A 13,411-nucleotide genomic window follows, 5' to 3' on the forward strand; every position below is an offset into this window, starting at 1 on the left:
CGTCACGCGAACGGAGCCCCGTCGATGCCGATCATCGAATCGAAACTGAACCCGCGTTCGGAAGAATTCCGCGCGAACGCCGCGGCGCTGGAGGCGGTCGTCGCCGACCTGCGCGCGAAGATCGAACAGCTCGCGCAAGGCGGCGGCCAGGCCGCGCGCGACAAGCACCTGTCGCGCGGCAAGCTGCTGCCGCGCGACCGCATCGCGCAGCTGCTCGATCCGGGCGCGCCGTTCCTCGAGTTCTCGCAGCTCGCGGCGAACGGCATGTACAACGACGACGCGCCGGGCGCGGGCGTGATCACCGGGATTGGCCGGATCGCGGGCCGCGAGTGCGTGGTCGTGTGCAACGACGCGACGGTCAAGGGCGGCACCTACTACCCGATGACCGTGAAGAAGCACGTGCGCGCGCAGGAGATCGCCGCGGAAAACCGGCTGCCGTGCGTGTACCTCGTCGACTCGGGCGGCGCGAACCTGCCGAACCAGGACGACGTGTTTCCCGATCGCGACCACTTCGGCCGCATCTTCTTCAACCAGGCGACGATGTCCGCCGCGGGCATCGCGCAGATCGCGGTCGTGATGGGCTCGTGCACGGCGGGCGGCGCGTACGTGCCGGCGATGAGCGACGAGTCGATCATCGTGAAGAACCAGGGCACGATTTTCCTCGGCGGCCCGCCGCTCGTGAAGGCCGCAACCGGCGAGGAAGTGAGCGCCGAGGATCTCGGTGGCGGCGACGTCCACACGCGCCTGTCGGGCGTGGCCGACCATCTCGCGCAGAACGACGCGCATGCGCTGTCGATCGCGCGCAACATCGTCGATCACCTCGCGCCGAAGATCGCGTTGCCGGTCGCGCTGCGCGAACCGAAGCTGCCGCGCTACGACGCGAAAAGCCTGTACGGCGTGATTCCGGTCGACACGCGCAAGCCGTTCGACGTGCGCGAGGTGATCGCGCGCATCGTCGACGATTCCGAATTCGACGAATTCAAGGCGCGCTTCGGCACGACGCTCGTCACGGGCTTCGCGCACATCTGGGGCCATCCGGTCGGGATCGTCGCGAACAACGGCATCCTGTTCTCCGAATCGGCCGTGAAGGGCGCGCATTTCATCGAGCTGTGCTGCCAGCGCAAGATTCCGCTCGTGTTCCTGCAGAACATCACGGGCTTCATGGTCGGGCGCAAGTACGAGAACGAGGGCATCGCGCGGCACGGCGCGAAGATGGTGACGGCCGTGTCGAACGCGAAGGTGCCGAAGTTCACGGTGATCATCGGCGGCTCGTTCGGCGCCGGCAACTACGGGATGTGCGGCCGCGCATTCGGTCCACGCTTCCTGTGGATGTGGCCGAACGCGCGGATCTCGGTGATGGGCGGCGAGCAGGCCGCATCGGTGCTCGCGACCGTGCGCCGCGACGGCATCGAGGCGAAGGGCGGCACGTGGTCGGCGGAGGAAGAAGACGCGTTCAAGCAGCCGATCCGCGACCAGTACGAGCGCCAGGGGCATCCGTACTACGCGAGCGCGCGGTTGTGGGACGACGGCGTGATCGACCCCGCGCAGACGCGCGACGTGCTGGGCCTCGGCCTCGCCGCGTCGATGAACGCGCCGATCGAAGACACGCGCTTCGGCGTGTTCCGCATGTAACGGCCGGGAGGGCTGACCGATGCGATACGAAACGATCAAGGTAAGCGAAGCCGGCCGCGTGGCGACCGTCACGCTCGCGCGGCCCGACGTGCGCAACGCGTTCAACGAGACGACGATCGCCGAACTGACCACCGCATTCGAGTGGCTCGACGCGCACGCTGGCGTGCGTGCGGTCGTGCTTGCGGCGGAAGGCGCGGCGTTCTGCGCGGGCGCGGACCTGAACTGGATGAAGAAGATGGCCGGTTACTCGGACGACGAGAACCGCGCCGACGCGCGCAAGCTTGCGCGGATGCTCGAGGCGATCCACCGCTGCGGCAAGCCGGTGATCGCACGCGTGCACGGCGACGCGTATGCGGGCGGCGTGGGCCTGGTGGCGGCGGCCGACATCGCGATCGCCGTCGACGGTGCGAAGTTCTGCCTGTCCGAAGCGCGGCTTGGGCTGATTCCGGCGACGATCGCGCCGTACGTCGTGCGCGCGATGGGCGAGCGCGCGGCGCGCCGCTACTTCACGACGGCCGAGGTGTTCGACAGCGCGCGTGCCGCGTCGCTCGGCTTCATTCACGACGCGGTGCCGGCCGATGCGCTCGACGAAACGGTCGCGAAGCTGGCCGCGACGCTCGTCGCGAACGGCCCCGACGCGGTGCGGGCATGCAAGCGCCTCGTCGCCGACGTGGCCGGCCGCCCGCTCGACGCGACGCTGATCGAGCAGACCGCCGACTGGATCGCGCGGACCCGCGCCGGCGCGGAAGCGCGCGAAGGGATCGCGTCGTTCCTTGAAAAGCGCACGCCTTCGTGGCGTGAATGATGGCGTGCCAATAACTTTCCGGACGACACCGAAGCCATGTTCGACAAGATTCTGATCGCCAACCGCGGCGAAATCGCCTGCCGCGTCGCCGCGACGTGCAAACGTCTCGGGATCGCGAGCGTCGCCGTCTATTCCGACGCGGACGCGAACGCGAAGCATGTCGCCGCATGCGACGAAGCCGTGCACATCGGCGGCTCGGCGGCCGCGGACAGCTACCTGCGCATCGAGCGCATCATCGAGGCCGCGCGCGCGACCGGCGCGCAGGCCATCCACCCGGGCTACGGCTTCCTGTCGGAGAACGAAGATTTCGCGCACGCATGCGAAGAGGCCGGCATCGCGTTCATCGGGCCGCCGGTCGACGCGATCGCCGCGATGGGCTCAAAGGCGGCCGCGAAGGCGCTGATGCACGCGGCCGCGGTGCCGCTCGTGCCCGGCTATCACGGCGATGACCAGGACCCATCCAACCTGCATCGCGAAGCCGACGAGATCGGCTACCCGGTGCTGCTGAAAGCGAGCGCGGGCGGCGGCGGCAAGGGCATGCGCGTGGTCGAGCGCTCGGAGGACTTCCTGGCGGCGCTCGCGTCGTGCCAGCGCGAGGCCGCGAGCAGCTTCGGCAACGACCGCGTGCTGATCGAGAAATACCTGACGCGCCCGCGCCACGTCGAAGTGCAGGTGTTCGGCGATACGCACGGCAACACCGTGTACCTGTTCGACCGCGATTGTTCGGTGCAGCGCCGTCACCAGAAGGTGCTCGAGGAAGCGCCGGCGCCGGGCCTGCACGACGACGTGCGTCGCGCGATGGGCGAGGCGGCCGTCGCGGCCGCGCGCGCGGTGAGCTACGTCGGCGCGGGCACCGTCGAATTCATCATGACGGGCGACGCGTTCTACTTCATGGAAATGAACACGCGCCTGCAGGTCGAGCATCCGGTCACCGAGATGGTCACGGGGCTCGATCTCGTCGAATGGCAACTGCGCGTCGCATCGGGCGAGCTGCTGCCGCTCAAGCAGGACGAACTGCGCGTGCAGGGTCACGCGATCGAGGCGCGTCTCTACGCGGAGAACCCGGCGCGCGGCTTCCTGCCGTCTACCGGCACGCTGAAGCACCTGCGGCTGCCTGGCGGCGTCGAGTTCGCGATCGGCGCGCCGGTGCGCGTCGACAGCGGCGTGCGCGAAGGCGATGCGATCACGCCGTTCTACGATCCGATGATCGCGAAGCTGATCGTGCACGGTGCGGACCGCGCGGAAGCGCTCGGCCGGATGCTGCGCGCGCTGCGCGCGTGCGAAGTGGTCGGCCTGCACACGAATGCCGCGTTCCTGCAGCGGATCGTCACAAGCCAGCCGTTCGCGATCGCCGATCTCGACACGGGCCTGATCGAGCGCAACCACGATGCGCTGTTCGCGCCGCAACAGCCGCCGCGTGCGACGCTCGCGCTGGCCTGCGCGGCGCTCATCGCGCGCGAACGTGACGCTGCGCTGCGGGAAGGCGCGTCGCCGTGGCGTGCGTTGCCGGACTGGCGGCTGAACGGCGGTTATCGCCGCACGCTCGAATGGCATGCGCCCGAGCGCGAAGCGGACGTGACGGTCATGTACGAGGACGACGGCGGCGGCGCGCGCCTCGCCACCGGCGATGCGGCCGCGCAGCCATTCGCGTGGACGCGCGGCGCGACACCGCTCGACTTCGACGTGACGCTCGACGGCGTGCGCAGCAGCGGCCGCGTGTATGCGGACGGCGACAGTTTCCACGTGTTCACGCAGGGTGTCGCCGAGACGTTCGAATGGCGCAACGTGCTCGCGCACGCGGGCGATGCCGAGCATGGCGGTGGCCGTCTGACCGCGCCGATGCCCGGCAAGGTGATCGCGGTGCTGGTCGAGCCGGGCCAGAAGGTCGAGGCCGGCACGCCGCTGATCGTGATGGAAGCGATGAAGATGGAGCACACGATCGGTGCGCCGGGCGCGGGCGTCGTCGCGGAAGTGCTGTACGGCGTCGGCGACCAGGTCGCGGACGGTGCGCAGTTGCTGATGATGGCGGAAGGCTGAGTGTTGAGTACGCGTGAGGGCCGCTGCCGGCTCTCGCGCGCGGGCCATCGTGCCCCGTGTGACCGGAGCGTTCCCGACGCCATCCGGCTGCGAATACCTGATGTGCCTGCATCAGGACGACATCGCACTCTTGCGTTGTGCTCGTCGTTTTCGTCGCGCGTAGACAAAAGCAAATAATCTGCGTGTCGCGTCTTCAATATCTTTGAATAATCCCGTGAGTCTCGCCGGTGACCGGCGCGCTCGACATGCGCTGTTGCGCTGCCTCGCACGGGTTTGCCCGTTGCAACAGTTGTTCAAAGATCGAAACCGGACCCGTCCGGACTTCTTCGCCGAAACGAACTGACTGCTTTCTCTTGTGGAGAAAGGGAGCACGCGATCGCGACTGCTTTCCGGAGCGTCCGGAAAATCAGGCTCGATGGGAGAGATAGCTGCGTGCCCCTGTCCATGCTCGACATGGCTGCGTTAGCGTAACCGCCGGGATATGTGGCCCAGTCACGTACAATGGCCTGGTCAAGCAGGGGGATCGCTTTTAATGGACGGTCGTCTGATAGAGATGGTGCAGGATGAGGCTGATTCGCCATTATGGGGCGAGCTCGAGATCACCCGGGACACGGATCTCTGCATCGATCTTGAAATCTCCGATAGAGCCATGTTGAGATTGATGCGGAGATTTTCGGAAACCTTTGGCGTTGATATTGCCGATTTCGACATTGACTACTATTACCCTTCCCGGAAACTGGGATTGGGTCGATTCTTGATGACGGTATTCAGGTCACCATTTAGTACCGACGCCAGGGACAAAATACTGGAGCGTCCGCTCACCATCAGAATGATGGAAACGGCGATCGAAGCCGGGCGATGGACGATGTAACCGCTCGAAAAAGAGCCGGGCATCGCCCGGCGCGTGGCTGGCCATCCATGACAGCGCGCCGGTCGGCGGTCCGCTGAAATGGCGCGCTTTTCCCGATGTGCGCCGCCATGCGCGCTACACTGGGCCCTTCGAATCTCCCTCCCGCCGACGATGACCGCTCCCGCCTTTCGATCGACGGCGCACCCGCCACACCCGCACCGACGCGTGCAGCTGCATGCACGTCGGTCCCCGGCGCGCGACACTGTCGTGTCACACGTCAAACTTAGCATCTCGGCGTCGACATGACCGGCGCGGCTTCGCGTCCGCGTCACATCATCACCCCACGGAGAACCGTTATGCGAAAGTCGGCCCTGCGGCCTTTCGCGGTCGCCGGCCTGCTCACGCTGATCGCACTCCTTAGCGCCTGCAACGACGACCTGACCGCAACCCCAGCGCCCGTCGCGCAGCAGAAGGCCGCGTGCGGCCGCGGCACGGTCGCCACCGCGCAGATGCACTGCCCGCCGGGCTTCACCGCGCCTGCTTCCTCGCCCGCATCCTGATACCGGCCTTCCACCAGAAATCCAATCACGAGCAATCAGCATGGCCATCCATTCGCGACGCGATTTTCTGAAGTTCTCCGCCGGCCTCGCCGGCGCGACCGCCGCCACCGCGCTGCTTCCCGAATCGATCCGCAAGGCGCTTGCGATCGAGCCGAATACCGTGACGGGCACGATCCAGGACGTGCAACACATCGTCGTGTTCATGCAGGAGAACCGCTCGTTCGATCACTACCTCGGTCACTTGAGCGGCGTGCGCGGCTATAACGACCGCTTCCCGGTCACGCTGCCGAACGGCAAGCCGGTCTGGTTCCAGCCGCGTCAGGAAGACCAGACGAGCGTGATCGCGCCGTTCCGCTACGACACGACCAACCCGAGCGTCAACGCGCAGTGCATGGGCGGCCTGCCGCATACGTGGGCGACCACGCACGGCGCGATCGACAATGGCCGCGCGGACCAGTGGGCGGTGCAGAAGTCCAACATGACGATGGGCTACCACGTCCGCGACGACATTCCGTTCCATTACGCGCTCGCCGATGCGTTCACCGTGTGCGACAACTACTTCTGCTCGATTCCGGGCAACACGCACCCGAACCGCATGTACCTGATGACGGGGATGGTCGACCCGCTCGGCACGGGCGGCGGCCCGCTGCTCGACAACACCGACTATATCGACAACCAGTTCGACAAGATCAAGCTGCCGCCCTTCAACTGGACGACCTATCCGGAGCGCCTCGAGAAGGAGGGCATCTCGTGGCAGATCTACCAGCAGGGCACCGGCTTCGACAACTTCACCGGCAACTACGGCACGAACATGCTGGCGTGCTTCAGCAACTTCGTGAATGCGCCGGCCGGTTCGTCGCTGCAGATGCGCGGGATGAGCACGCGCCCGATCACGCAACTGAAGGCCGACGTGCAGGCGAACGCGCTGCCGCAGGTTTCGTGGCTGCTGCCGCCCGCCGCCTATTCGGAACATCCGAAGTTCACGCCGCTGTACGGCGCGTACTACCTGTCGACGATCCTCGATGCGCTGACGTCCAATCCGGACGTCTGGAGCAAGACCGTCCTGCTCGTCATGTACGACGAGAACGACGGCTTCTTCGACCATGTCGTGCCGCCGTCGGCGCCGACGTTGCCGGGCTCCGGCATGAGCACCGTGGACGTGTCGCTCGAGCGGCACGACGTCGTGACCGCGACGCAGACCGCGACGTATACGGCCGACAGCCTGCCGTACGGCCTCGGCCCGCGCGTGCCGATGTTCGTCGTGTCGCCGTGGTCGAAGGGCGGCTTTGTCTGCTCGCAAGTGTTCGATCACACGTCGGTACTGCAATTCATCGAGAAGCGCTTTGGCGTGATGGAAACCAACATCTCGCCGTGGCGCCGCGCGATCTGCGGCGACCTGACGTCGGCGCTCGACTTCTCGAAATCGGATGCCACGCTGCCGGCCCTGCCGAGCACGCAGGCGTACGTCGCGCAGGCGGACCTGCAATGCTCGCGCGCGTCGTCGCAGACCGCGCCGGCCAGCACCGCGCAGCAGGTCGTGACGGCGCAGGAACCCGGCACGCGGCCGGCGCGTGCGCTGCCGTACGAATTGCACGTCACCGGGCAGTTGCAGGCACAAGGCTACGCGCTGACGTTCGCGAATACCGGTACGCAAGGCGCGCACTTCTGGGTCCATACGGGCGACGCCACCGCGATGCCGCGCCGCTACACGGTCGAAGCGGGCAAGCAACTGACCGATACGTGGGCGCTCGACGCGAACGGTAACTACCTGGTGAGCGTGTGGGGGCCGAACGGCTATTTCCGGCGCTTCGCCGGATCGGCCGCCGCGGATGCCGGCGCGAAGCCCGAAATCACGCCGTGCTATGACGTCGCCAACGGCGACGTCTACGTGACGATCGCCAACGCGGGCACTGCCGCACTGACGGTCACGGCGACCGATGTCGCGTACGGCGGGGCGCCGCGCACGCTGACGATTCCCGCGGGGCAACGCGTCGAAGCGCACTGGGATCTGTCGTGCAGCAGTCAGTGGTATGACCTGCAGTTCGCGGTGGCGGGGAATGCGGGCTGGACGCGCCGCATCGCGGGGCACGTCGAAACCGGCAAGGCGAGCGTCACCGATCCGGCCGCGGTCGCGCCGACGATTACGGCGATCTGACGGCAACCGGCGCGCATCGGCCGAATCCGGCCGGTGCGCGTGCCGGCGACCTTGCGCTTGAAGCGGGTGCTTCAGGACAGCCGCCCGTCGTCGTGCGCCATCATCGGCGCGCGCATGTCGGACCGCATCCCGTAGTCATGCACGATGTGGCTGTCCGCGCGGCGGAACAGCCAGGGCGCGTTGAAGCCGACGAGATCGGCCACGCCTGCTCAATGAAACGAGAACATCGGCCGGCCGCGCAGCGAGCCGCGCGCCCGATCTCGGCTACTACTCCGGATAACGAAGTGAAGAAGGGCGCGGAGGCACTGCTGCACGCGCTGCACACACACGATGACGACTGGCAAGGGCACGCGCGGCGCCAGCGCGGGATCCTCGGCCGCTATACGTCGGCAAACCTCGCGCTCGTCGCCGAATACGACGCGCTGCTCGCGAACCTGATCGGCGCGACGGCTGCATGAGGTTGCGCGACGCCTGCCGCATCCGGGTTGTCCCGGGTTAATGTCTGACGAAATAATGCCGTTAAAAAAGAAACCGCCGAACCGAGGAGATTCGACGGTTTTTGAAGGCACGAAATTGACGGCTCCGAGGGAGGTCCGTCGAAAATCATTTTAGAGGTTAACGAGTCGGAAAAATTGTTAAACATCTTTCAATTGATGATTGTCATGTAATTCGGATTGATATTGTTGGCTGGTTTTGTACTATTATTATTCGAATATCATCAATATCGTTTGAAACGAGGAAATTGAATTCCGTGGAGACTGAATGCCCCGTGGTAACCTGCCTATGGAGCAATCTTCAGGCGGTTGCGGCGAGTCCGGGCGGTGGGTCCGGGTCCGGTTTGGTCGTCTGGTATTTGTCATACCAAATGCTGGGCACGATGCCTTTGAAACGGATCTTGCAGTAAATCGATCGGCTCGAGAGTGTCTGGACGGAGCAGATAAACGATATCGATTGAAATGCCGTAGACGGATTTGTGTAACCTGTCGCACTGTCGACGACGTGCATGCATGGTGTATTTCGCGTGTTTGAATGTCGTTGACAATATCGAATTTGACGGCGCGCCGAAATGAAAAGTACGCTTCCGGAAAAGATCGAAACAATAGGATGGGCCGGGTAGGCGGTGGAGCGTGTCGTGGTCGGCTCGCACCACATGTATCGAGAGCGCGGGCCGTCGTCGGCGGTCCGACATTTGCCGGAGCGCCGGATGAATGCGGTCGAACCTCGCCTGGAGGCGAACAGCGTAGCGAATCGGGACGAAATCGATCTCGTGTTTGGCGGGCCTGACGATCACCCCGATCTTGCGTCGGTACGCAGTTTCGTCGAAAGCCGGCTCGGATTCGTGCGCGAGCCGGTCTGCCGCGCCGACCTGTCGGGCGGCGTGCTGTATCACGAATGCCTCGCGCGGCTGCGCTGGGGATCGCGCGACGCGTTGCCGCCGCTCGCATTCCTGCCGCGCCTCGAATCGCTCGGGCTGATGCGCTGGTTCGACCGGCTCGTGGTGAGCCGCACGATCGACGCGCTGCGCGCCGATCCGACGGCCGTGTATGGCTGCAACGTCGCGGCGACGAGCGCGGTGGTGGACGATGCATGGCTGGCCCTCTTCAGGCGGCTCGAGCGTGAGCCGTCGGTCGCGGCGCGGCTGGTCGTCGAGATTACCGAGACGGGGCCGCTGAACCCCGTCGCGGGCCGGTCGTTCGTGAATCGGTTCCGCCAGGCCGGATGCCGCGTCGCGATCGACGATTTCGGCGTCGGCTTCAGCGCATTGAACAACCTGGTGGTCGGCAACCCCGATATCGTGAAGCTCGACAGGTCGGTCCTGTCGCTGATCAAGCGCAACGCGATCGGGCGCTACCAGTTTCGCCGGCTGATCGCGTTTGCGCACGAAAGTGCGCGGCACGTCGTCGTCGAAGGCGTGGAGAACGAGACCGACCGGCAGATCATCCTGGATTCCGGCGTCGCGTGGGCGCAGGGCATTCGCTTTACATGGCGGTCGCCGGCCGCAGCATGACGCCGCGGCGTGGGCGCTGCACGTCGGCATCGGGCAACGATGGATCGCAAAGGGGCGTGGGCATGGCGGCGACGAGGAAGGCCGGGCACGGAAGGGGCACACAGGCGGCCGATGCGCGCGAGCTCGTCGCGATCGCCGAACTGGCAGACATGTTGCATCACTTCGGTGCCGATGCGACCGATGCGCCGATCGACGTCCTGCCGTATCTCGACGGCCTCAAGGCCGTCGCGCACCGTATTCACAGGATGAAGCCGCTCGACGCCGACGGCCGCGAACTCGCGGCACGGCACTATTACGCCGGCGTGTTTGCGGGTGCCTGCGGCGACGATTCGGCGATCGCGCGCGGCGTATCCGGCAGCGTCGCGCGGCAGGCCGTTGAGGTCAGCCGTGCCGCGCTGCGCTGTTTCGCGGGGCTGGCGCGGATCGGACGCCGGCATGGCCGTGCGTTTGCCGCAAAGCGCGGCGATCGGGTGCCGGCCTAGGCCGGATTGCACGTCGCGCCCGGTTCGCCGATCCCCGTCGACGACGAACGGACCATGCACCGAATCGATCACGACGCAGTCGCGTGCGGACGCGTCCTGCCGTCGAGGCCGCCCTGTGCCACCCGTCGCCGCGGCCTTATTTCCGCAGGAAGCGCAGTGCCAGGCGCGCCATGCGCGGGACGAACATCGGGCGCAGCAGCCGCTTGTCGTACCCAGCCATCCGCCGGTTGTTCTCGGTGAGGCACAGCTCGATCAGCTCGCGCGGGTTCAACGCTTCGCCGATGTCGGCGGTGCTCGTCGCCGGGAAGTTCGCGTCGCGCGCGACGCCATCGGTGTCGATCCCACGCGCGATGCCGATGCGTTCCCGGATCAGGAACACCCATACGGCCGCAACCCGTGCAAAGAACCACGGCCGGCGCCACCACGGCAAATTGCGCCAGTACCACGCGTACCAGTTCACGAAGAACAGGATGTGGCGGCCTTCCTCCTGGATCACGGGTTCGAAGGTATCGACGAGTTCGGCAGGAAAATAGCCGGAGCGCTGCGCGGAGCGGAACAGGCCGAATGCGAAGAAGCTGTCGATGCATTCGCTGAAGCCGGTCACCATCCACGACCATTCGGGGTCTTTCGGTGCCGGATAGGCCGGTTCGGGGGCGAGCTCGATGCCGTATGCGTGGACCAGTTTCGACAGCACGACCTTGTGCCGCGCCTCCTCGCCGCCGTCCATCTCGAGCGCCCGGCGCAACAGCGGATCGTCGACGGTCGCGGCGAACGTGGCGACGCGGATCGATGCGCGGCCTTCGGTTTGCACGGCGATGTCCCAGATCGGCAGCGACGTGAGCCGCTTGAGTTCGTCGGGCTTGAGCGGTGGCCAGTCGATGACGGCCGGCTTGTACGGGTTGTGTGTATCGAGCAGCATGCGGCAGAACATCTGCCGGTGCGCATCGGAACCGATCCTGACCGGACCCTGACTCTCGAAGGTCCAGTTGCGCATGGCGTGATCTGCCGCTGCATGCTTTTCCTGCAGCGTGTCGGACATGGCTGTTGTTATGCGATTACAAGACGAAAGATTCTTGCATAGCTTCCGTCATCGCGTATTTTCGTGCGGGACTGCGCTGCCCGGGGCAGCGCTCAGGCCTGCGTGTCGACCCAGAGGCGTCCCCAGCGTGACGCATACGCGAGCGCGTGTTCCTCTTCGAAGAAGAAATCGATGGCGTCGAACGACACGGCGCGCGGCGACGGACCGCCGCTTGCCTTTTCGATCGTCAGGTTCGCGGCGAACAGCCCGTTCGGCAACCGGGCAGCAGCGGGGGCGACTTCGTAGCCCTTGTAGCGGATCGTGCGGTTCATGGCGTGCGCATGGAGGGTTCGGGCTTTCAGCGTACGAAAACCCGCGCGCGGCGTGAACCAATCTTTCGACCAATGCAAATCACGCGGCGGGCCGAATCGTTATCGGTGCGGGGAGCCGGCACGCAGCAGAGGCGCCGGCGCGGCGCGTGCCGGACTGTCGGACACGCGCCGCCCGCGCGCGGCGAACGTCGTCGGCCGGGCGCGGGCGGCGGGAAGGCAGGGGATTACTGGTTGGCGATCTTCAGCACGGGGGCGAGCGCGTCGACCGACGCGGCATGCGTGGTTGCGCGATGCGACGCAAACGCCAGCGCGAACTCCGCCGCCTGCGCGCCGACGGTCTCGAGCTGCGCGACGACCTTCGGATCCGAACAGCTGTCGGCGCTGTCGAAGCGCGTTTCGAGCGTGTTCACGGTCGCGCCGAACGGCGTCGGCCAGCCGCGCAGCGCATGGACGATCGAACGCAGCGACGTCAGCACGGTGCCCGCGGCCTGCCAGCCGTAGGCCGTGACGATCAGGCCGACCGCGCGGCCGTCGAGATACGGGCGCTCGTCGGCGCGCAGTTCCTCGAGCGTGTCGAGCGCGTTCTTCACGAGGCCGGACACGCCGCCGTGATAGCCGGGCGTCGCGATGATGATCGCATCGGCTTCGCGCACGGTGTCGATCAGCTCTCGCTGCGCGTCGGTCAGCGCCTTGTGTTCGGGGGCGTAGTGCGGCAGCGTATGCAGGAACGGGCCGTCGAACAGGCGCGTGCGTGCGCCGGCGGCCTGCGCGCCGCGCAGCGCGAACGACAGCGCGCGCTCGGTAGACGACGCGGCTCGGGTGGTGCCGCCGATGCCGACAACGAACGGGCGGCGGTGTTGATCGAATGCAGTCAAGGGGCGCTCCTTGGGATGGCTTGCCCGGCTAAGCACAGGCTTAAAACCAGATGGTAACGACCCCGCCGTCACTCTGAAAACGACTTTTCGTTCTATCGATATGCCATGCACGCGGGTCGGGCGTACGCGCGGCACCGCAGATGGATAGCAGAAATGCTTGGTTGGGACGGCGGGCCGCGCTCGATAAGATGGGCCCGTCTCCTCCATGATGTCTCTACTGACATGGGTTGGCCCCGCCGCGCGGATGCAGGCGGGGCTTTTTTTCGTCCGGCGCAGGAAAGGGGGCGCGATGCGCGCGTTACTCGAACACCGGCCGGAAGAAGCTGCGCTCGTAGCTGACGATGCAGCGCGTTTCTTCCGCATACCGGAACGCGGCCTGGCAGGCGGGATCGGACTTCGAGCGTTCGCGGTAGCGTTCGTACTCGGCGAGGCTCGGGAACGAGAACATTGCGAGCGCGATGTCGTTCGCGCCTTCGGAAGGCAGGAAGTAGCCGTGATGCGTGCCGCCGAATTGCTCGACGAGCGGAATCCACATCTTGCCGTAGGTTTCGAACTGCTCGAGTTTGTACGGATCGATGACGTAGCGAAGGAAGCAGGTGACCATGGGCGTTCGCGGTACTGTGAAGGATCAACGAGTCTGGATCGCGTCACCGGGCG

13 protein-coding genes and 1 pseudogene are annotated in these 13,411 nt (G+C 66.1%); 9 read left to right on the forward strand and 5 right to left on the reverse strand.

What is annotated here, in order from left to right; genetic code table 11:
• The first annotated feature begins 24 nt into the window (after positions 1-24).
• The 6 genes from DIE15_RS16560 (at position 25) to DIE15_RS16585 (ending at position 8,039) form a co-directional block, all read left to right on the forward strand.
• Positions 25-1,632: a carboxyl transferase domain-containing protein gene (locus tag DIE15_RS16560; RefSeq protein WP_057930144.1), complete on the forward strand. Its 1,608-nt coding sequence runs from the start codon at positions 25-27 to the stop codon at positions 1,630-1,632.
• A 19-nt stretch (positions 1,633-1,651) separates the two neighbouring features.
• On the forward strand, positions 1,652-2,437 hold the full coding sequence (locus tag DIE15_RS16565) for an enoyl-CoA hydratase/isomerase family protein (RefSeq protein WP_057930143.1): 786 nt from the start codon (positions 1,652-1,654) through the stop codon (positions 2,435-2,437).
• A 36-nt stretch (positions 2,438-2,473) separates the two neighbouring features.
• Complete coding sequence (locus DIE15_RS16570; RefSeq protein WP_124833828.1) at positions 2,474-4,474, forward strand: acetyl/propionyl/methylcrotonyl-CoA carboxylase subunit alpha; 2,001 nt, start codon at positions 2,474-2,476, stop codon at positions 4,472-4,474.
• 532 nt (positions 4,475-5,006) lie between these two features.
• The gene (locus DIE15_RS16575; protein WP_124833829.1) at positions 5,007-5,345 is read left to right on the forward strand and encodes a DUF1493 family protein; all 339 of its coding nucleotides are present in this window, start codon (positions 5,007-5,009) and stop codon (positions 5,343-5,345) included.
• Positions 5,346-5,680: 335 nt separating this feature from the next.
• Positions 5,681-5,884: a hypothetical protein gene (locus DIE15_RS16580; RefSeq protein WP_124833830.1), complete on the forward strand. Its 204-nt coding sequence runs from the start codon at positions 5,681-5,683 to the stop codon at positions 5,882-5,884.
• A gap of 40 nt (positions 5,885-5,924) precedes the next feature.
• Entirely contained in the window at positions 5,925-8,039 is a 2,115-nt protein-coding gene (locus DIE15_RS16585; protein ID WP_124833831.1) for a phosphocholine-specific phospholipase C, read from the forward strand.
• 71 nt (positions 8,040-8,110) lie between these two features.
• Here the strand turns inward: DIE15_RS16585 and DIE15_RS37705 are convergent, their stop codons facing one another.
• Positions 8,111-8,242, reverse strand: coding sequence for a hypothetical protein (locus DIE15_RS37705; protein WP_260428272.1), 132 nt, complete (start codon positions 8,240-8,242; stop codon positions 8,111-8,113).
• Between the two features lie 38 nt (positions 8,243-8,280).
• On the opposite strand from DIE15_RS37705, the pseudogene DIE15_RS16590 reads away from it, so the two are divergent.
• The 3 genes and pseudogenes from DIE15_RS16590 to DIE15_RS16600 form a co-directional block, all read left to right on the forward strand.
• Positions 8,281-8,497, forward strand: a pseudogene (locus tag DIE15_RS16590) (DUF2827 family protein); the annotation flags it as partial.
• Between the two features lie 746 nt (positions 8,498-9,243).
• Positions 9,244-10,047: an EAL domain-containing protein gene (locus tag DIE15_RS16595; RefSeq protein ID WP_057930138.1), complete on the forward strand. Its 804-nt coding sequence runs from the start codon at positions 9,244-9,246 to the stop codon at positions 10,045-10,047.
• A gap of 62 nt (positions 10,048-10,109) precedes the next feature.
• Entirely contained in the window at positions 10,110-10,529 is a 420-nt protein-coding gene (locus DIE15_RS16600; protein ID WP_124833832.1) for a hypothetical protein, read from the forward strand.
• Between the two features lie 136 nt (positions 10,530-10,665).
• Here the strand turns inward: DIE15_RS16600 and DIE15_RS16605 are convergent, their stop codons facing one another.
• The 4 genes from DIE15_RS16605 to DIE15_RS16620 all read right to left on the reverse strand — a co-directional run bounded on the left by DIE15_RS16605 (position 10,666) and on the right by DIE15_RS16620 (position 13,358).
• On the reverse strand, positions 10,666-11,568 hold the full coding sequence (locus DIE15_RS16605; protein ID WP_057930137.1) for a hypothetical protein: 903 nt from the start codon (positions 11,566-11,568) through the stop codon (positions 10,666-10,668).
• 92 nt (positions 11,569-11,660) lie between these two features.
• Entirely contained in the window at positions 11,661-11,879 is a 219-nt protein-coding gene (locus tag DIE15_RS16610) for a hypothetical protein (protein ID WP_006749916.1), read from the reverse strand.
• Between the two features lie 224 nt (positions 11,880-12,103).
• Positions 12,104-12,754, reverse strand: a complete 651-nt coding sequence (locus DIE15_RS16615; RefSeq protein ID WP_057930136.1) for an NADPH-dependent FMN reductase — start codon at positions 12,752-12,754, stop codon at positions 12,104-12,106.
• Positions 12,755-13,052: 298 nt separating this feature from the next.
• On the reverse strand, positions 13,053-13,358 hold the full coding sequence (locus DIE15_RS16620) for an NIPSNAP family protein (protein ID WP_057930135.1): 306 nt from the start codon (positions 13,356-13,358) through the stop codon (positions 13,053-13,055).
• Positions 13,359-13,411: the final 53 nt, after the last annotated feature.

The sequence above is a fragment of the Burkholderia sp. Bp9031 genome (assembly GCF_003857965.1).
GTDB classification, from domain to species: domain Bacteria; phylum Pseudomonadota; class Gammaproteobacteria; order Burkholderiales; family Burkholderiaceae; genus Burkholderia; species Burkholderia ambifaria_A.